The organism is Brevibacillus choshinensis (assembly GCF_016811915.1).
Classification (GTDB): Bacteria; Bacillota; Bacilli; order Brevibacillales; family Brevibacillaceae; genus Brevibacillus; species Brevibacillus choshinensis_A.
In genome coordinates, this window is record NZ_CP069127.1 from 3969419 (window position 1) to 3988623 (window position 19205).

The 19205-nt window shown below is 51.0% G+C and carries 22 protein-coding genes and 1 riboswitch; of the genes, 8 read left to right on the forward strand and 14 right to left on the reverse strand.

All coding sequences use genetic code 11. The features are described 5' to 3' along the window. Position 1: 1 nt before the first annotated feature. From JNE38_RS19995 to JNE38_RS20005, 3 genes are all read right to left on the reverse strand, one after another. Positions 2-994, reverse strand: a complete 993-nt coding sequence (locus tag JNE38_RS19995) for an ABC transporter substrate-binding protein (RefSeq protein ID WP_203352923.1) — start codon at positions 992-994, stop codon at positions 2-4. 213 nt (positions 995-1207) lie between these two features. After that, positions 1208-1363, reverse strand: a riboswitch (cobalamin riboswitch). Between the two features lie 112 nt (positions 1364-1475). Continuing rightward, positions 1476-2423 (reverse strand): MBL fold metallo-hydrolase, encoded by a 948-nt coding sequence (locus JNE38_RS20000; RefSeq protein ID WP_203352924.1) that lies wholly within the window; start codon positions 2421-2423, stop codon positions 1476-1478. 108 nt (positions 2424-2531) lie between these two features. Continuing rightward, positions 2532-3458 carry a phosphotransferase family protein gene (locus tag JNE38_RS20005; RefSeq protein ID WP_238933386.1) on the reverse strand — a complete coding sequence of 309 codons (927 nt, stop codon included), beginning with the start codon at positions 3456-3458 and terminating at the stop codon, positions 2532-2534. Positions 3459-3611: 153 nt separating this feature from the next. Here JNE38_RS20005 and JNE38_RS20010 point away from each other — a divergent pair, with 153 nt between their 5' ends. Then, the gene (locus JNE38_RS20010) at positions 3612-4190 is read left to right on the forward strand and encodes a pyridoxamine 5'-phosphate oxidase family protein (RefSeq protein ID WP_203352925.1); all 579 of its coding nucleotides are present in this window, start codon (positions 3612-3614) and stop codon (positions 4188-4190) included. A gap of 36 nt (positions 4191-4226) precedes the next feature. Here JNE38_RS20010 and JNE38_RS20015 read toward each other — a convergent pair whose 3' ends face one another. Continuing rightward, on the reverse strand, positions 4227-4640 hold the full coding sequence (locus JNE38_RS20015; RefSeq protein WP_203352926.1) for an SRPBCC family protein: 414 nt from the start codon (positions 4638-4640) through the stop codon (positions 4227-4229). Between the two features lie 31 nt (positions 4641-4671). Then, on the reverse strand, positions 4672-5427 hold the full coding sequence (locus tag JNE38_RS20020) for an SDR family oxidoreductase (RefSeq protein ID WP_428993666.1): 756 nt from the start codon (positions 5425-5427) through the stop codon (positions 4672-4674). A 152-nt stretch (positions 5428-5579) separates the two neighbouring features. On the opposite strand from JNE38_RS20020, the gene JNE38_RS20025 reads away from it, so the two are divergent. From JNE38_RS20025 to JNE38_RS20040, 4 genes are all read left to right on the forward strand, one after another. Next, positions 5580-6716, forward strand: coding sequence for a DUF3626 domain-containing protein (locus tag JNE38_RS20025; protein WP_238933387.1), 1137 nt, complete (start codon positions 5580-5582; stop codon positions 6714-6716). A 159-nt stretch (positions 6717-6875) separates the two neighbouring features. After that, positions 6876-7538, forward strand: a complete 663-nt coding sequence (locus tag JNE38_RS20030) for a type 1 glutamine amidotransferase domain-containing protein (protein WP_203352927.1) — start codon at positions 6876-6878, stop codon at positions 7536-7538. 117 nt (positions 7539-7655) lie between these two features. Beyond that, positions 7656-8870 (forward strand): MFS transporter, encoded by a 1215-nt coding sequence (locus JNE38_RS20035; protein ID WP_203352928.1) that lies wholly within the window; start codon positions 7656-7658, stop codon positions 8868-8870. 73 nt (positions 8871-8943) lie between these two features. Continuing rightward, complete coding sequence (locus JNE38_RS20040) at positions 8944-9819, forward strand: LysR family transcriptional regulator (protein ID WP_203352929.1); 876 nt, start codon at positions 8944-8946, stop codon at positions 9817-9819. A 34-nt stretch (positions 9820-9853) separates the two neighbouring features. Here the strand turns inward: JNE38_RS20040 and JNE38_RS20045 are convergent, their stop codons facing one another. The 3 genes from JNE38_RS20045 to JNE38_RS20055 all read right to left on the reverse strand — a co-directional run bounded on the left by JNE38_RS20045 (position 9854) and on the right by JNE38_RS20055 (position 12245). Continuing rightward, the gene (locus JNE38_RS20045; protein ID WP_203352930.1) at positions 9854-10615 is read right to left on the reverse strand and encodes a MerR family transcriptional regulator; all 762 of its coding nucleotides are present in this window, start codon (positions 10613-10615) and stop codon (positions 9854-9856) included. A gap of 136 nt (positions 10616-10751) precedes the next feature. Then, complete coding sequence (locus JNE38_RS20050; protein WP_428993667.1) at positions 10752-12041, reverse strand: APC family permease; 1290 nt, start codon at positions 12039-12041, stop codon at positions 10752-10754. A gap of 18 nt (positions 12042-12059) precedes the next feature. Beyond that, the gene (locus tag JNE38_RS20055; protein WP_203352932.1) at positions 12060-12245 is read right to left on the reverse strand and encodes a DUF1272 domain-containing protein; all 186 of its coding nucleotides are present in this window, start codon (positions 12243-12245) and stop codon (positions 12060-12062) included. Positions 12246-12451: 206 nt separating this feature from the next. Here JNE38_RS20055 and JNE38_RS20060 point away from each other — a divergent pair, with 206 nt between their 5' ends. Beyond that, complete coding sequence (locus JNE38_RS20060) at positions 12452-12811, forward strand: nuclear transport factor 2 family protein (RefSeq protein WP_203352933.1); 360 nt, start codon at positions 12452-12454, stop codon at positions 12809-12811. Positions 12812-12873: 62 nt separating this feature from the next. On the opposite strand, the gene JNE38_RS20065 is transcribed toward JNE38_RS20060, so the two are convergent. After that, on the reverse strand, positions 12874-13467 hold the full coding sequence (locus JNE38_RS20065; RefSeq protein ID WP_203352934.1) for a stalk domain-containing protein: 594 nt from the start codon (positions 13465-13467) through the stop codon (positions 12874-12876). Positions 13468-13563: 96 nt separating this feature from the next. On the opposite strand from JNE38_RS20065, the gene JNE38_RS20070 reads away from it, so the two are divergent. Next, a complete protein-coding gene (locus JNE38_RS20070) occupies positions 13564-13815 on the forward strand; it encodes a hypothetical protein (protein WP_203352935.1) in 252 nt (83 codons plus the stop codon). 46 nt (positions 13816-13861) lie between these two features. Here JNE38_RS20070 and JNE38_RS20075 read toward each other — a convergent pair whose 3' ends face one another. The 3 genes from JNE38_RS20075 to JNE38_RS20085 form a co-directional block, all read right to left on the reverse strand. Beyond that, a complete protein-coding gene (locus JNE38_RS20075) occupies positions 13862-14746 on the reverse strand; it encodes a hypothetical protein (protein WP_203352936.1) in 885 nt (294 codons plus the stop codon). Positions 14747-15013: 267 nt separating this feature from the next. Further along, positions 15014-15487 carry a DinB family protein gene (locus tag JNE38_RS20080; RefSeq protein WP_203352937.1) on the reverse strand — a complete coding sequence of 158 codons (474 nt, stop codon included), beginning with the start codon at positions 15485-15487 and terminating at the stop codon, positions 15014-15016. A gap of 159 nt (positions 15488-15646) precedes the next feature. Continuing rightward, positions 15647-16579, reverse strand: coding sequence for a manganese-dependent inorganic pyrophosphatase (locus tag JNE38_RS20085; protein ID WP_203352938.1), 933 nt, complete (start codon positions 16577-16579; stop codon positions 15647-15649). Positions 16580-16967: 388 nt separating this feature from the next. Between JNE38_RS20085 and JNE38_RS20090 the strand changes: the two genes are divergently transcribed. After that, the gene (locus tag JNE38_RS20090) at positions 16968-18257 is read left to right on the forward strand and encodes an alpha/beta hydrolase family protein (RefSeq protein ID WP_203352939.1); all 1290 of its coding nucleotides are present in this window, start codon (positions 16968-16970) and stop codon (positions 18255-18257) included. A 107-nt stretch (positions 18258-18364) separates the two neighbouring features. Here the strand turns inward: JNE38_RS20090 and JNE38_RS20095 are convergent, their stop codons facing one another. Then, a complete protein-coding gene (locus JNE38_RS20095; RefSeq protein ID WP_203352940.1) occupies positions 18365-18901 on the reverse strand; it encodes a GNAT family N-acetyltransferase in 537 nt (178 codons plus the stop codon). A gap of 97 nt (positions 18902-18998) precedes the next feature. After that, complete coding sequence (locus tag JNE38_RS20100; RefSeq protein WP_203352941.1) at positions 18999-19205, reverse strand: CLC_0170 family protein; 207 nt, start codon at positions 19203-19205, stop codon at positions 18999-19001.

Here is a 19205-nt window from a genome sequence, read left to right on the forward strand (position 1 = left end):
GCTATTTCACCAAATCGGGATAAATGGCCTTGGCTACCTCTATCAGTCCTTCTGTGATGCGTGGACCTGGGCGTGACAGCGTATTTTGATCCATCCCGAAGATCTGTTGGTCGCGAATCGCCTTCATCTTTTCCCATCCGCTGCGGTTTTTTATGATATCTTCCAGTTGCTTGCCCGTTTTGTCATCCGTGATGCCTTTGGCGTATAGAATCACATCCGGATCGTCCTTGACGATTTTTTCTTCGCTGATCGGGTTCCACCCTTCGGTATCCGCCGCAATGTTTGTCGCCCCTGCCATGGTGATCAGCTCATCCATGAATTCCCCTTTTCCGACCGTCCAACCCGGTGAAAATTCGAGGTACACCTTTTTTCTGTCTTCCGGCTTCACATTTTTCACGGCATCTTTCACCCGTGCAATATCGTTCTTCATTTGAGCAACCAATTTCTCCGCTTGCTCTTGTCGATTCGTAATCGTTCCCATCACCAGAATGTTCGCCATAATGTCGTCCACTTTTTTCGGCTGGGTCACATAGACAGGCATGCCTAATGTTTTCAGCTTCTCTGCCACCGGCTTTTCCATGGAGATGCCGCCGATCACGAGATCAGGGCTCTGCGACAGGATAGCTTCTTCATTCGGCTTCACGACTCCGCCGACCTTCGGCTTTGACTTGGCTGCCTCTGGATAATCATCGTAATCGGACACTCCGGCAATCTGCTCATCCAAGCCGAGGGCAAACAGGATCTCGGTCTCGGCCGGGGAAGTGGAGACGATCCGTGAAGGTGCTTTGGCGATCGTCACCTCTTTTCCAGTTGCGTCTTTGACCGTAAGCGGATAGGTAGTCTGTTTAGCTGCAGTCCCGGCGGCAGTATCCGTGGCTGACTGTTGCTCGGCCGCAGGTTTCTCAGGCTGTGCTGGCTGACTGTTGCTGCAGCCAATCAGACTCAAGGTTGCCAAAACTGGAAAGGCCAGCTTCCAAAATCGATTCACTTTCATTCCCTACTTCTTCCTTTCTTCACTCGTACGCCCATTGATAAGCTCGGCTACGCGAGGCCTTTGGCAGACTGGATAAGAATCCGCCGCATGTAAAAAACCCTTCGCTCCCACTACAGAAGCGAAGGGTCGGTTTCAGGTCCCAAATGGCGTACGTACATGCTTTTCCATTTGCACGAGACAATCGTTCCGGCCGCTCCTTTCCGCGAAGGAACACAGCGCGCAAGCAAACAGGCAGGTCTCCTGGCTATCGGGGCATCGAAATCGACATGAACCCGTTTACAGTGGCGGGACCGCGCCGGACTTGCACCGGCTTCCCTTTTCACCCTGCCCCCAAAAGGGGCGATAGGCACCTGTTCACAACTACTGTTATGTAATTGTCCACCTGCTCATACTCCCCCATCATATTAGCATTCCTTCCTCAAAAAAAGAAGAACCAATGCCCCCTTTGCGAGTGCCGGCCCTTCTTTCCCTGAACATGAAACTAGCGGCTTTTCTTTTGCAAATAATCGACAATCCCCATCGAACAGACAGACAGGTCCAGCGAGATGACCTCGTATACCTCATGATCTTCCGGGACGTTTCGCAACTGCAAACTGGCTTTTACCCGATTCAGAAGCCGCTCGGCCAGATCGTCATGCGAGAGTCCTTTTGCCAAGACCTCTTTCCCTTCACGTACAAATACCGGGAGCCACTCGGTGATTTGGCTGTATACATCCGCTACCTTCTCCGTCGCGCCGAAGTGACCGAAGTAGATGCGGCTTAAGTCCCGCGCTCTGTAACGCTCAATGGAGCCAAGCATTTCATCCGGATCAAACTGGTTGGGTGAAGTAGATGGCAAGAAGAGATCGATCCCGTCTCTGCGCAGCTGCGGGTAATGCACACCTACCGTATCTCCTGTAAACATGCCGTTGCTGACTGGATCGTATATGCTGAAATGATGCTTCGCGTGCCCGGGAGAATCCATGAATTCCAGCACGCAATCCGGTCCGATACGGAGGGTCTCCCCATCCGCTTTGGTAATCAAGCGATTCTGTGGAACGGGCACGATCGGCTCGAACAGGGAATCAAACTGTTCTCCGTAGACCGCTCGCGCACCATCTATGAGGCGGCTCGGGTCTACAAGATGTCGCGCTCCCTTTGGATGAACCACGATCGCTGCATTCGGACAATCGCGCAAAAACAATCCAGCGCCACCCGCATGGTCCAAATGAATGTGGGTGACGATGATGTATTTGACTTGCTCCGTCGTGTAGCCCAGCTTCGCTAATCCTTCTCGAATATAGGGAACAGACACACTGGGGCCAGTTTCGACCAAAGTCAATTCCCTTTCTTGGATGACATAAGTACCTGTGCGTTCCTTCCAGCCCATGTCATGACCGTCGATCAGATGGATGCGGTTCCCCAAGTCGAGTGGTTCTGCCTGCTGCATACCTAATCTTGCCTCCTTTGGATCGGTGCTTGCTTTGTCCTATTGCTCGAATATTTCCACTTTACCACAACACGGCCAGGTTTTGTTTGAATGGCTCTCGAATGGCCCTCAGCACTCGTTCAACAGGCTTTTGGCGTACGCTTCCAGCCGTTCGGCAATCAAGGCGTCGGTCAATCCCGTGACCCCGAGCGCTGTCCAGCCCGCATAGACTTGCGGCTCTCCAAAGAGAATGTCGGTCAAGGATAATAAATCCCAGTATGGATCATAGTGAAAGCTCGGTCCCGCATAGCTTTGATAAGCAGCTAAGAACGAATCGGCTGTCGCAACATCGAATAACTGGGCGAGATTGACCCGGCAATGTCCGATATCGATTCCGGCAGGTCCACGGCAGGCATTTACCCAGTCCACCACTCCACTTACGGCGTGACAGTCCCATAGCACGTTATTCGGGTGATAATCTCTGTGGATAAAACAAGGCTCGAATTCGGGAAACGGCCGTCTGACATATTCGATCACATCTTTCCACACCTTGGGATTCCGTGTCCAATCAGGGGTCGCCAGCTTCTGCACATCGTTGTAGGAATAGTAGGCCCACGGGAAGTCTGCAGCTGGGGTGGCATGAATCTGCACAAGCGCTTTGGCGAGCCCATTTAACCAACCAGCTTCGTCTTGGGGCTGCAAAACGACAGCGCCCTCCAGCTTGGACATCAGCACGGTGGGTACGCCGCATTTTTCTCCATGCGGGTCGCTTGCGAAATACTGTGGCACCGGCAGGCCTGTCCCGTCCGCCAAGCGTAGGCTCTCTGCTTCATGCACGGCCAGGTCCGGTTCGGCACGCAGCCATTCCTGATTGTCAAACTGGCGGAGAACATAGTCCTTCACGACCCCATCCACTCGAAGGGAGACCGTGTGAATGATCGATGATACTCCGCCGTACAGCCGAGTAATGGAATGCACTTGTGCCGATGGACTGACAGAATCCGTCACCCATCGGAGGATTCGATCCGGCACTCTATTTTCAGACTGAAACGTCAATTCCTTCTCCCTCATTTCGATGGATTCACGTGAATGCATACATGTACCGGCTGCCACGATGGGGCTCATAGAACAAAGGGATACCCAATGCTTGCGACGAACTCTTCTTTTATAAAAGAATCCATACGATTTCGATGGCAGGGAGTGTTTGAGTTGGGGAAACTTTTTTCGGAGATTTTGCCTGAACACGCAGCCTTCATTCAGAAACAACGCATATTTTTTGTAGGATCTGCTCCTCTGGATGCGGATGGGCACGTCAATTTGTCCCCAAAAGGATATGATGTGCTGCGAATCCTGTCCCCCACTGAGGTCGCCTATCTCGACTTGACGGGAAGCGGAAATGAAACGAGTGCCCATGTCGATGAGAACGGACGGATTACCCTGATGTTTATGGCTTTTGAAGGGCCGCCCATGATCCTGCGCTTGTACGGGAGAGGCCGTGTCGTACTCCCTGGCACGGATGAATGGGAGCAGATGGCTGGCCATTTTGAGCTTCTTCCAGGTGCCCGCCAGATTATTGCCGTGACCTTGCATGCTGTCAAAACCTCATGCGGCTACTCCGTTCCGTTCTATTCCTACACCGGCGAACGGGACACCCTTCAAAAATGGGCAGAAGTAAAAGGGGACGATGGGCTGCTCGCTTACCATCGCGAGAAAAATGCACAGAGCATGGACGGGGTGCTGACTCCGATTGGACGTCGTCTTGCCGAGCGATCAGACGCTGCTGACTAACAGCCTATCTGCGATATCAAAACGGGCATGCGCTCATCACGCATGCTTTTCTTTTATTTTTTCCAGGACCGCTTCCCAATGCATCTTCATTTCTTCCCGCACTCGCAGATCACTCAGATTCTCTTGGTGAAAGCTGATCGTCGTTTTGCCCGCTGTTTTGCTCAAAAAGCGTATCTGCAAGGTGCTTGGCTTTTGCCACTCTTTCTTTTTCCACGTCAAACGTATTTGCTGAAACGGCTTCACAATGCGCAACTCACCCGAAATTCCTTCCGCCGATTCAAAACAATGCTTAGGTTCGATCGAAACAGTGGCGAGCGTTCCCAGCCATAGTCGCAATCCCGACTCTGACATCAGACTGTTCCAGGCATCTTCTGGTGAGAGCGAAAGCGTTCTTCGCACTCCGATTTGAACTCCCACCGATGCCGTTTGTCCTACTGCTTTCTTCTCCATATTCGCTTACTCCCCTCCTGATTCATGTCACTTACCTGCGCAAAAATCCTCCCTCTGAATTGATGACTTGTCCCGTGATCCACCCGCCTTCTTCGCTGGCTAAAAAGACTGCCAAGCGCGCTGCATCCTCTGGCTGTCCCATGCGACCCAGCAAAAATTGAGGGAAGAGCCGCTCTTCCAGCTCGGGTGACATCCAGCCTGTATCGGTAGGGCCGGGGTTAATCGCATTCACCGTGATTCCCAGTGGAGCCACCTCGGCAGACAACGACAGGGTAAAAGCCGAAATCGCCCCTTTGCTCGCCACATACGCCAATTCGCCTATCATAGGCCCTTGTCCCTGACCAGAAGTGAGGTTGATGATCCTCCCTTTTTTCAGATCGGCCTGACTGAGGCGCCGGGCGAATACCACACTCAGAAGGCAGGTCGCTCTCACATTGACGGCGTAATGGGCATCCAACATATCCGCATCCAACAGCTCATAGCCGTCGCGCGTCGAATAGGCCGCGTTGTTCACCAGGATGGTCGGCTCGCCGATTTGTTCAGCAGCTGCGTCTAGCAATTGCACAGGTACTGCCGGGTCGGCCAAGTCAAATGACATCCCTGCACATCGAACCCCATATTCTTCTATTTCCTTTTGAAAACCCAAAGCCCAGTCCGGCTCTGCCTGCCAATGGGTGAAAAAAATATTCGCTCCTTCCGCGGCAAATGCACGGGCAATTGCTGCACCAATGCCTTTTTTATGGCTGACACCGGTGATCACCGCGTTACTCCCTTTGAGCCTCATCATAGATTCACTCCTCGGGTGTCCGACTTATTCTCCTAGTCTATTTAGCCTAGCGGTTGTCCTTTTCCTGTTTTTTCAAATCAAGATTTTCTTGGCAAAAGGGATGTACTACAATGGATAAAAATCGCTTGGAAGACAAATGAGGAGGATGAACCGTGGATCCATTCGTCCATCAATCACAGCAGCTACGCTCACCGAAATCATTAACGGCCGCACAGACTTTCGCCTTGCAGTTTGTCCACACTCAATCCGTGGAGCTGCAAAAGCGAATGCGTGAACAAGCAGCTTCCATCCTTCAACATGCTGGAGTCGACTTTGCGACGGTGGAGGATTTGCTGGCAAACATCCGACAGCATGCTCGTGTCACACTCAACTTTCATCCAGACCGAATCCTTCCCGGCGGCATCTCCGTGGTAGAGGGGCTTTTCGCGGCTGGCAGCTATCAAAGCCAATTTGAGACCGGCGTCACCAACGGTAGCCGTACCGCCTTTCCCGGTGGAGATCGTGATCGCTGGGAGGAGAAATTATTCGGGGGCGCCTACCAGTCATCGACCGACAGGGGGAAGGAACGGCCCAAATACGGTGCTCTCAACCTCATGAATTATGCGGATGGCGCGTCCCCGCGATTTGGCTCTTGCTATATTCAGCTGCGACCTGAACTGCTGCAGCGTTGCACGTTCACTTTTGGCGACAGCCATACCGGACCGGAGCATTTCGGGACGCTGGATTCTTTCGACGCTATTCTTGCTGCTCTACTGCACAGCGCCGATACCGGTAAAGAAGCGCTCGGCTCACCGAACATGGATGTACCTGCTGTGGTCCATCAGCTGCTAACTCCACGGACAAAGGATTTTCAAGAGGCAAATCACCGAGTCGGCCGCGCATTGGACGATTATATCGAAGCCCAAATCCACGGGGATATCGACCTCCGTACAGATGTCGAGGCGTTGTTTGCAGATCCATCCTACCGGGACACGGACATGGAGAGTTTGCTCCAGCAGCTGTGTAACCGCTACGGAATCGAGCTCATTTGGCATCCGGGCTTTGCTCTCCCCGTGCGAGAGGTGCCCGTAGACTTTCGAGGGCCAGCGATGCCGCCTCTCGCAGCGAGAGTGGATCAACAGTACGGTTCATCATCCGGTGTGCTGGATGCCGCCACGATCGGCAAAGCGGCCGCCGACTTTTCTCATCATCCGGACAGCTGGAATGACTGGGGCACACCTGAAGAAACGTGGCAGCATCTGAAGCAGATCTGGCACGTGCTGGTGCGGTATGGCACGCAAACACGCTGAACTCCCAAAAGCTGCCCTCACAGCAAGGGCGGCTTTTTCTTTGCCTCCAATCCATAAATATATTTATGAATACATCATGAAAACATAATTTGTTTTATGGGAAAGTCGACCTTAGAATAGCCAGTGTGACAAATCATACATTCACGGGAGGCTAAATAGATGGCGAAAAAAATCTTGATGATCGTTACGAATCACACTGACATTCACGAAGGAAAGCAGACGGGTATCTGGCTATCCGAATTTGCGGAAGCCTATCTTGGTTTCACTGCAGCAGGATATGAAGTAACCGTAGCAAGCCCGCTCGGGGGAAAAGGCCCCATCGATCCGGGAAGCGTGGATGACAATACCCCAAAGGAAACCCTGGACGCAGCCGCGTACCTGGAAAGCACGCTCAAGCTGCAGGATTTAAATGCAACTCATTTTAATGCGATATTCTTGCCTGGCGGGCACGGAACCATGTTTGATCTGCCAGAAAACGCAAAGCTGCAGGAATTGCTGCGGGAATTCTTTGAAGCTGGCAAAATTGTTGCGGCAGTCTGCCACGGGCCTGCCGGACTTGTCGGCGCGACTCTGTCCAGTGGTCAGCCGCTCGTTGCGGGCAAACGTGTAAATGCCTTTACCGACCGAGAAGAGGCAGAAACCGGACTCGGCTCTTCCCTTCCGTTTTTGCTGGAAAGGAGATTGCGGGAACTCGGAGCTATTTTTGTCGCAGCACCCAACTGGTCCGAGCATTGCGAAGTGGACGGCAACCTCATCACGGGACAAAATCCGCAGTCTACCGTTGCCGTGACGAAAGCCGTCATTGAAAAATTGGGCAGCTAACAGGGAATCATTTAGAAAAGCAGCTTCCGAGGCCATTTTGAATGGAATGGCCTCGGTTTTCATTCCAGCTTACCTGGCCACCCCTGCCCCGGCACCCATATCCTAGGAGGTATTGTCATGAATACTGGCAGCGTCGCTCATCGCGCTGACGATGCAGCAGCTTCCTCAAAACGATCAACGATTGCCTTGTACGCCCTCACACTCGGAGCTTTTGCCATTGGAATGACCGAATTCATCATCATGGGCTTGCTTCCCGAAGTAGCCGCCAATCTGCAGGTATCCATCCCGATGGTCGGGCTGCTGATTACCGGCTACGCGCTGGGAGTAGCAATAGGGGCTCCATTCATTACGATTGCCACCCATCGTCTGCCGCGAAAGGCGCTCCTGCTCCTGCTCATGGTGATTTTCATAGCGGGAAACGCTCTTGCAGCCCTCGCACCGAACTATTCAGTCCTGATGCTTGCCCGTATTTTAGCAGCCCTTACCCACGGATCCTTTTTTGGCGTAGGCTCCGTCATCGCGTCGCAGCTGGTCCCGAAAGAAAAGCGCGCTGGCGCCATTGCGATTATGTTTACAGGACTGACCTTGGCGAACATTCTGGGTGTGCCTATCGGGACCTTTTTCGGCCAGGCTTACGGTTGGCGTTCTACATTTTGGCTCATTACCGTGATCGGGATCATCGCTTTGATTGGAATTATCGTACTCGTCCCCAAGGTCAAATCCGCATCCTCCAGTCTGAACCAAGAGCTCGGTGTGCTGCGCCGTCCTACTGTGCATGTAGCCTTATTGATGACCGTGTTCGGCTTTGGAGGAGTATTTACTGCCTTTACCTACATTGCGCCCATATTAGTCGATATTACGGGCTTTTCACCCGGCTCGGTCTCTTACATCCTTGTGTTGTTCGGCGTGGGGATCACATTGGGAAATATTTATGGAGGAAAGCTCGCCGATCGCTCCTTGTTGCCTTCCCTGCTCGGCATTCTGCTCCTGCTTGCTGTGGTGCTTGCCCTTTTCAGCTTGACGGACCAAAATAAGATGCTGGCACTGATTACGATATTCATTTTGGGTGTTGCGGCTTTCGGTACGGTGCCAGGGTTGCAGCTCCACATGCTGAATATGGCAAAGGAAGCTCCTACCCTCGCCTCCACGCTCAATATTGCCGCCTTTAATCTCGGAAACGCGATGGGAGCCTATATCGGAGGTGTCGTCATTGATGCTGGAATCGGCGGCGGCCTTCCCGCGGTTCCTTGGGTCGCTTCTCTGGTGACCGTCATCGGCATTCTGTTTACCCTGTGGGGCGCGCATCAACAAAAGCAAAAGCTCCGCGCATGAAATCGAGGGGCAAGCATCACGCTTGTCCCTTCTTACCTATCAGATCTACGTTCGCTTGAGAGGAGCTATGAAAATGGATTTTGAATGGTTTCGGAGCTTTATCAGCATTTACAAGCACGGCTCTGTTTCAGAGGCAGCCAAGACGCGGATGATGACCCAGCCCGCCATGAGTCAGCACCTTGCTGCTCTCGAAGCAGAAGTCGGGGAACCGTTGTTTTCCCGAACCCCGCGAAAAATGGTCCCTACCGAGAGAGGAAAAGAGCTCTATACCCGTGTAGTCCCACTCATTGAAGGTTTAGAAGAGACGACGCAAAGCTTCAAAACATTGTCCTCGCCTTCCCTTCCCGTAGTAAAAATCGGGGCTGCACACGAGTTTTTCCGCGAAATGATCGCACCCTACGTGGTGGATTTTCCGATGCGTGTCGTGGCCCATTACGGGATCGCATCCGTCCTTCTCGATCTGCTCCTGGAAGAAAAGGTGGATGTGATTGTTACCTCGCAAAAACTGTCGGCTCCGGGTGTCGAGTACCTCCCCTACCTGCAAGAGGATTTCGTCATTGTGGCTCCCCACGACTTTCCCGAGCCTGCCTTTGACGATCCCAGGAAGTGGGAATCATGGCTGTCCTCCCAGCCTTGGATCAGTTATGGATTGGAGCTTCCCATCATTCGCAGGTATTGGCGTGAGTATTTTCAAAAACGCCCCCAATTGCAGCTAGCGCACGTCCTGCCGGATTTGCACGCCATACTCAGCGCGATCGAACACGGTGCAGGTCTCAGTCTCCTGCCGACTTTTATGCTGGCGGAATCCTTGCAGGCAGGCAAGGCCAAAACCATTTACAGTACCTGCCAAGTCCACAATCAATTGTACCTGGCCTATTTGATCAAAAATCGGAATGCGCCCCATCTGAAAACGGCGATCGAATCCCTTCGCAGCACGCTGAAAAAGTGAAAGGCCGCTATCAATGGATAGCAGCCTCTCCCCCTTACTCCTTCCCTGCATACACCGCGACAGCCTCCTTCAGAAAAGCAGCCACTCCCGGTTGATCCTTGTCATAGTAAGCGGTGAAGCGCGGGTCATCTACGTACATTTGAGCGAGCCCCAAGTGCGCTTCCTTGCTATACTCCGGCCAATAAAAGCAAAGCCACTCGCGATGCAGCTCGACAGCCTTTTGCGCCAGCTCCCCGGCAGGATCTTTTGATTCAAAAGCTTTGGCCAGTGTCGCGTGGATCGCCTTCTCCAGCTCTTTGACCTTCGCGTATTCCTCCTCTGACATCCCTTTGAGCTTCTCATTCGATCGGTTGACTTGCTCGTCTCCGTATTTGGAGCGAATCTCCTCGCCGTACAGCTTTTCGTTCTCGTCTATCAGCTTTTGCTTGAAACCTTCGAATTTTTGCTTGTCACTCATAGATTGTTTCCCCTCTCTTTGCGCTAGCGTCTGATCGACATTGGCGATCAAGGCATCCAGCTGCGCTCGTTTTTCCAGGAGCTTTTTCCGATGCTCCCGCAGTGCCGCTTCGGCGTCAAAGGTCGGTGACGTGATGATTTCCTTGATTTCCTCCAAGCTCACACCCAGCTCTCGGTAAAAAAGGATTTGCTGCAAGCGATCGACCTCTGGCTGTCCGTAGATGCGATACCCAGACGAATTGATCCTCGCCGGCTTGAGAATCCCGATCTCGTCGTAGTATCGGAGCGTCCGGGTGCTGACACCCGCCAGGAGCCCCAGTTTTTGCACTGTATATTCCATGGTCATCCCTCCTGACGAATTCATCGTACACATTTACGGACCGTCAATGTCAATGCATTTATTTTCCTCTACCAGTAGTGTTGGGCAGGCAGAAAAAGACTCATACCCAGTGCCGGGAATGAGTCTTTGGTTCGTTTTAGGTTGTAGGCGCTCTCAGGCTCATTCGCCGTTTTTTCCACTCCCACACGTTTACAAGGACGAGAATTCCCACCGGGTACAAACCCGACCAGCCGAGGAAGGGATACAGCCCTAGCGAAACGACCAAGGAAATCCACGCGCACAGATGCCCCAACCGCGAATCACGCAGCAGCCGAACACCTGCCAGGCACCCTCCGATATAGGTGGCAAAAAAGGTAGCGTTCGGCAGTTGAATCAACTGGGAAAATGAAATCAGCCCGCTTGCCAGGACATAAAGCACCACGATGAACGAAATGGTGATAAAAGCGAGGCCGCCTATCGGGGTTTGGTATCGCGGATGCAGGAGCCCAAACCATTTCGGGGCGATCCCCTCCTGTGACAAGGCATATGCGATACGGGAAGCAGCACTCACGTACGCATTGGCAGACGCAATGCAGATAAATAGAGCTGTTACAGCGACGATCCAGCCCCCGATCGGGCCTAACGTTAGCTGTACCATGACGCTGAGGGATGCCCCCGATATCTGCTGTCCGTAGCTGTGTGTGCCGACAGTCAGAAACGCTACGCCAAAGTAAAGCAAAGCCACGACACCTGCACTCCACAAGACCCCGCGAATGGCATTTTTCTGCGGATTGACGAATTCCTGCGAAAGATGCGTGACCGCTTCCCATCCGATAAAGCACCAAAAAAGCAAAACCGCTGTCTGCATGACACTGAGCCAACCGTTCGGCATGAATGGGGAAAAGTTCTTCGCGTCGAAGTGAGGGATTGCAGTGCCAATTGCAAGCAAGATGATGGCCATGATGAGCGAAACGACTACGGTCTGCACCTTGCCAGCCACATGCAGGCCAAACACATTCATACCGAGCACGATGAAAAAGATGAGTGCCGCAACCGCAATGGTCTGAACTTCTCCCCAGTTCATCAAAATGGCGAAATACTTGGCCCCGGTTACAGCCAAGATCGGACCACCAATCGGCACAGCCAGAAGAAAAAACCAGCCGACCGCATTCCCGAAGCGATCCCCAAAGGCGAGCCTGACAAAATGGGAAACGCCACCAGAATGCGGATGTCGTGCAGATAACAACCCCATCGTAATGGCCATCGGGATCACCAGGATGGACATGACCAGCCAAGCCACGATGGACGCCGGACCAGCTATATCAGCCGTCAGTCCCGGAATGAGCAGAATTCCCGATCCGACTACCGCACCAATGTAGAGCGCCACAATCTGCGGCAACGAAAGCGTCTGGCGAAAAGCAGATTTCGTAGAATCTTGGTTCAACACGATCCCTCGTTTCTTCCTTTAACGAATGGTTTTGATCCTCTTTGGTCTGCTGACTAGCTCGCCGCCGCAGTTGGGACAAATCCCTTCCATTTCATTTGTACATGTCGGGCAAAACGTGCACTCGTAACTGCAGATGAATGCAGCCTGATCCATCTCGAGATGCTTTTCACATCTTTCACAACTCGTTCTCATTTCCAATGCCATCAGATAAGTCCTCCCTTGTATAACCGCTACTTTCATCTTAATGATTTACTGCCCCTCTAAAAGGGGCAGTTTTCGATACTTTCATGAGGTCAGTTCGTTAGCTTGCTAATTGAACGTCTTTCCCATCTTCTGCTACGATGGAAGTTGACCAAAACTTTCAAATACGCTCCCACACATCGATCACGAATCCCCTAGGAGGAAGACCCATGACCGAAAAGCATTCCCCGGAGAAAATCGTGCAGCTTCAGTTAGATTACTATAACCAGCAGGATATAGACGGTTTTGTCTCCACCTATACACCCGATGTTCTCATCACGGAGCATCCGAGCGGAAACGTGCTTGTCCGCGGTGCTGAGGCATTGCGCGAAAGGTACGCAAAAATGTTCGCAGCCAACCCTGACAATCATGCCAAACTCGTCAATCGCATCACCTTTGGCCCATTTGTGATCGATCTGGAAGAAGTGAGCGGCCGTGATCAGCGGGAACCCTTTCAGGCTGTTGCCATCTATGAGGTGAGAAATCAGCTGATCAGCAGCGTGACCTTTCTGGAAAAGCGAGAAGAATAAGCCGGACTCCCGGCAGAAAAAACAAATGCACCCAAATGGAGGGTGCATTTTTCGCAGGGCATTTATTTAATCTTGATCCGATATGTATAATCTTCCGACATCAGCTTCGTCACCTGTTCTCGATTAGTCTGAACCGGGTAGGGAAGGCGGATGGAATCACCGAGAATGTAGTCTTTAAAGGTACCTTTCGTCTTTTTCAGGAGCTTGGTCGAGCTCGCCAGTACGGTCTGATCTTTGTTCAACATTTCTACGACGAGAACTGGCTCCCTTGGAAGATCCTTTTCGATCACGTAGACAAAGTCTAGATTGATGCCTCCCAGCAGCCTGCTGCTATCCAGTGACGTCATGATGTTATACTTCGGCTCAACCGATACAAATTGAGCGGATTCGTTTAGGATCAACGGATACTTGGCATTCGCTACAGACAGATGGTAGGTTGCATTTTTCGCATCCCATTTCACTTCGTATCCGAGCGACTGCGCCAAAAGCTGAAGGGATACGTATGGCTGATTGTTGTGCATGATCACTGGCGATGAAGTCGTGTCAATCAGCCTGCCTTCTTCCTCGACGGTAATCTTGGGTGCGGCGGTCGCTGCAGCTGCAGGACTAGCCAAGGAGACGAGAAGGGCGAGGATTACAGGAATCTTTCCTTTCATAAGAAACCTCCCATACAATTATCAATATTTTCCATATTTTAATTATTATCTACTCTCTCTTTGGAAAACAAGGGAAAAAACTCCTGATTTGGAAGAATGAAACAGAAAGGGAAACAGGCATGGATTCGATTACGCATACCTTGTTTGGATTGGCGCTGTACGGGGCAAAAAAGACAGGATCATGCCAATCTTTACTCGCTTTTCCACGGCAATCCAAAAGCACAGGCTCTCTATGAATGGGCGCCCTTTGTCGTCGTCATCGATAACGAAGAAACGCTGGGCATCTATGATCCTCGCTTTTATCGAAATCGCGAGTCATTCCTCCATGAATCCATCTCAAAAAAATAGAGCGGAGATCTCTCCGCTCATTGGCTTGCATGAAGTTCTCGCTTTCCTAATCACGCAGGACTTTCCAGTACTCGTAGGAATGTACGGCAATACCACCGTAGGAGGAGTGGTTTGCCATCAGCTCTGAAAGCTTGTCGATTTCTTGATTCATGTACTGTGTTCCTTCTTCGTAAAAGGAAACGTAATTGCCTTCACCGCTTTGCTTGGTTTCCACGCCGAGCAAGATTTTTTTCCCCAGCTCATCGGCCCAGCCGAGCTCCTGCGGGACGAGGGAGGAAATACTGTTTGGACCTTCCGCTTGGTCACGGTAGGACATGATGGCCACATGGTCGTGCTGGGAGATGAGCCACTGGCTGAATGCGGTGTTTGGGAGCTTCGGCATCGCATATTTGTCGAGCCAGAAAGGAATGTCACAGCCGACCTCAAGCGCAGGATCCTGGTGGACAAGATCGAGGTACGCTTCTGCATTTTCCCCCCATTGGCGAATGACCGATTCAGGATCCGCTTTCCATTCCGGGAGCAGGTACGGCTCAATGTCCAGATGCACACCACTGAATTTCTCATCTGCCGATACCCTTTGATTGTAGGTGTGTACCCAATCCACCATCGCGAGAACCCTGTTCTGATTGTCCTTCAATCCCCAGGTCGGACTCCCGGCCAATGCATGCACCTGCACTCCGTTTCGACGTGCTTCCCGAATGAAGGACTGATAGTAGGCAGGCTTTTGGGTCATGTCGATCCTCAAATAAAGCAGGTTCACTCCCTGTTCCCTACTAAACGTCAGAATCTCTTCCTGCTCAGAGGCGATCAGATTTGTGTGCCACAACCAGGTTGCTTTTCTCGTTTCTTTCTCAGGTGAAGAAAAACCCGTTACAAGGAAAAATAATGAAAACAGACAAACGTATGCTACTGCGCGTGATGCTACTTTCACTCTGCTTCCTCCTGATGCAATTGAGGCAAAAATAGCACAGCCTCAAGCCACGGTAATTTCCTACTTTACTCATATCGGCTGATTTTCCATTTTTATTAAATGGAAAAGTGGGCATTTGCCATAGGAGCGGATCCATAGGTTCCCAAAACGAAAAGGCTACCCTTTCGATGAACACCATCAGGTAGCCTTTCCGGAATGGATTTATTGGATTCACATGCCATATACAATCTCCTTCACAAACTCTTCCCGCAGAAGAAACGATTGAAGCTACCTGGCCATGTACTGCCGGTACGCTTCCTTCACCCGCTCAATCTGGGCGAGATGATCACGAACGTGCTCGACCCGGTACTCCAGCAATTGCGCAAAGGTGAAACGCCCCGCATCTGCATAGACCCCCACTCGCTCAGCTTGCTCGCTGGTCAGATGCTCCAAAATGGGCTGCATGCTGGCACGCAGTGTTTGAAACAAGAGCAAATGCTGTTCACGATCCAAACGATCATACCCCAGTTCGTCTACCCACGCGTCCTGGTCAAATGAAATCAGCAGCGGCTCGTGCTCAGCCAGCACTTTTCTCAGCCGATGCGTGGACAAGATCTCGGAATCCGCCACATGGATGATAATTTCATGAATGCTCCATTTGCCCAAAGCGGGCTTAAAACGAATCTCCTCCTCGCTCAAGCCCTCAATGGCATCTCGAAGCATCGTGTATCCGCGCCCGTACTCTTCCTTGATTGCTTTCATGGCTTTTCCTCCTTTTCCACTGTCAATCATTTCCTCCCCTAAGTCTTCTCGCAGATGAATCCAAACTCCTCCCACACTGGACGAGACTGCTCTCATGCACCCAACAAAAAAACTGCCGACTCTTTTGCTCGGCAGTTTTTCACCATGATCTATTGGTCCTTACAGGCTCGCAAAGGTGTCTGTCAGGATCGGTACGATTTGCTTTTTGCGGGACACGACGCCTTTGAGGACAGCTTTGTTATCCACCAACGTCACGTTGTACGCTTTTTCAACGGCTTGCGTCGCAGTTCCGATCGCAACCGCCACAGAATCGTTGTTCAGGATGTCCGTCACGACGAATACGAACAGATCGAGACCCTTCTGCGCTACGATAGCGGAGATAGCGGCTTCCAGCTCTGCCTGGCGATCCAACACATCGTTTACGTCCACCGCATTTACTTGGGCGATTTCCACTTTTGCGTTGCCCATTTGGAATTCTTTCGCATCCAGGGACAACAGCTCGGCAATGGTTTTATCGCTCAGATCTGCGCCTGCCTTCAGCATTTCCAGACCGTACTCTTCCAGTTTCACACCAGCGATTTCAGCCAGCTCATGAGCTGCCTTCACGTCTTGTTCGGTGCAAGTCGGGGACTTCAGGAGAAGGGTATCGGAGATGATCGCAGACAGCATCAGGCCCGCGATGTCCTTTGGAATCTCCACGCCGTTTTCCTTGTACAGCTTTTTCAGGATTGTCGTGGTGCAGCCAACTGGCTCTGCACGGAAGTAGAGTGGATTGCTTGTTTCGAAGTTGGCGATGCGGTGGTGGTCGATTACTTCGACCACTCGCACTTGCTCGATGTCGCTCACGCTTTGCTGGCGCTCGTTGTGGTCAACGAGGATGACTTCGTTTACTTCATTCGCTACGGTCTCCACCTGGCGAGGTGCTGCTACTTTGAAGTAGTCCAGTACGAACTGGGTCTCGCTGCTGACAACACCGAGGCGAACAGGCTCTACGTTCGCCCCCAGCCTGGTTTTCAGATCCGCGTATACCAGTGCAGAACAAATGGAATCCGTATCAGGATTTTTATGACCGAAAATGAGCTTTTTTTCCATGATCCATACTCCTTAGACTTGTTTTGGCGACAAAATTATACCATAGGGTTTAGGATATTCCCAAGTAACATTATAGGTTCAAACGCCTTGATTGGAAATAAGAATAGCAGCCTGAACAGAGAAATTGTTCAGGCCCTTATGGCATTGTAATTTTTGGAGGGATTCTATGTATCTCCCGTTGCGAGCTCAGTAATCCGATTCCTGACATTTTCTCTGTATAATCCGCCGTGATAACAAACAACCGATTCGATGGGGAAGGCGGTCAGTTTCGCGATAGAAGCTTGAGCGGTTGCCCTCAATAAACCGTTGGCTGCAATTCATATTGAGTTCATACAGTCGGTTTACTGTATATCCTACCGGCAGAAATAAATGAATTGGAGGAACTCCCATGATGAAGTTAGTCCTTGCGAGCACGATCACCACGCTCGCGATATTCACAAGCGCATTGACAGCCACCGCTCAAGTAAGCCATGCAGCCGCTGAGCAAACACTCCATACCATGATAACGGTTGATTCCAAGGATGCTTTGCCAAAAATGACGGGTTCGTATCAGGTGGGAACGGCAACCTTTGATTGGGTGGATCCAGCTAGGGAGGATTCACTGACTGCGGAGCCTAACGATCACAGAAAACTGAAGATCCAAGCTTGGTATCCAATAGACAGCAGCATCGGACTGCAAACCCAACCGTATATTCCGGCAACGGCAGAAGGAATCGGCAAGATGATAAAAAGTAGGGGAATGGGGAAGGCATTCGCGGATATCAACCAGATCAACACTCACACTTTTAAAAATGGCTTACTGTCCAATAAAATGAAGAAATACCCGATTGTCTTGTTCTCGCATGGTCTAGGTGTGAGCATCTGGAATTACCAATCGATTACTCGTGAACTAGCGAGCCAAGGGTATATCGTGTTTGGTATCGAGCATACTCATTTCAGCTTTGGCACTGAATTCGAAGACGGACACTTTACTCCCATTGCACCAAAAAATGTAACCGGGATCCCCAATCTCAACGAAATGGATGCTGACATCAATCAAGTATGGGTAAAGGACATCCAGTTTGTTCTGAACCAGCTTGATGTGTTGAACAAGACGGACCAGAAACGTAACTTTGGGAATAAGCTCGATTTAGACAAGATTGCTGCGATCGGACATTCGTTTGGAGGAGCGGCTGCAGCTCGGGCCTTACAAGTCGAACCAAGGATTAAAGCTGCAATGAACATGGATGGTGCCTTTGTGGGACTTTTAGATGAAGCAGGTAACATGACCAAGCCATTCACCTTTCTAGTAACCGAAGATAATCAAAAGATATTTAAAGGAGAGGTGGAACAACCCCTTCCGCCTGGACTAGATGAAAAGACGGTCAAGGATCTCAAAGAATCATTCAAAGTTTTTGGCAGCAGATACAAACAGGCAGTAGCTGGGCCCGCTTACGAAATCGTTATCGCAGGGGCCACTCATATGAACTTTACGGATATGCCGTTGTTGCAGCCATATTTAGTCGGGTCACCTTACGCTGCTTTGCCCCCTGCAAAAGCAAAGCCTGAACAGATCCATGCAATGACCAATCGTGTAATCCTGTCTTTTCTGGATAAAACCCTCAAAAACAAACCGAATACGATCTTTGATCTCGATCGAAAAGAATTACTCGCACCTGATTTAACCATTGTTCAGTAAAAGTCTAATGCCCACATCATTTGGTGTGGGCAAGTTATTTTCGCTCAAGTCAAGTTCCTTTTCCATCAGACTACTTGCCGCAAAGGTACATGCGCTGGTATGCACGATCAATGCTTCCACGTCAACACTTCATCTGGATTCGCCACTTCCCTGCCATAAAAGCGATGCGAGCGGAAATTGTGAATTTCCTCGCAGGCCTTGGCCATGTTTTCGAGAATTTCCTTTTGAGGCACATCACCCGGGCTCCAGTAGTAGACTTTCATCTCATACGGCTCGCCGGTGTGATCCTCTCGCTTGTATTCGATCCGGTCTGCTTTCACAAAGCCGTTTTTGTGGTAAAAACGGGCTCTTCTCACCGTATCTTCATCCTCGTGATCGACAGGCTCTACTTCCAAAAGGATGGTTTTCCCTTTTTCCTTGAGCTTGTTCAATACCTTTGACCCGATGCCTTGTCCTCTCGTATTGGGATTGATCAGCAAATAATCGATAAAGAGAAAGGTCGGGAATTCCGCGTACAGCAAAAGGTAGTCCTCTGTTTCCTCTTTGTGATACACGTCTTTATCCTTTATCAAGGCCTGAAACTGCCCGAAATCTTTCATCTCGTGTTCAGGAAAGTAATCGTTGAGACGCTCATACCATTGCATGCTGCGATTCCCCCTCATTGGCAGACTCTCCACTTCCCAAATTAGCTTGTCCTAGAGAGAAGCCTTCCACTCATGAACCAACAAAAGGGGCAGGCGATCACCAATTTTGAAGTACCCAATTCCCGATGAAAATCACCAATCCCAAGATGATGTTGAACCAGCCAAGAAACTGGCTCACTCCCTTTTCCTTCTGCATTCCCACCATCGAGTACTTTTTAACGTCCACTCGCAGCAGAATCAATCCCGTCAATAGCAGCAAGGGGATGACGTAAACGAAAAATCCGATGCTACCTCCAGCAATCAT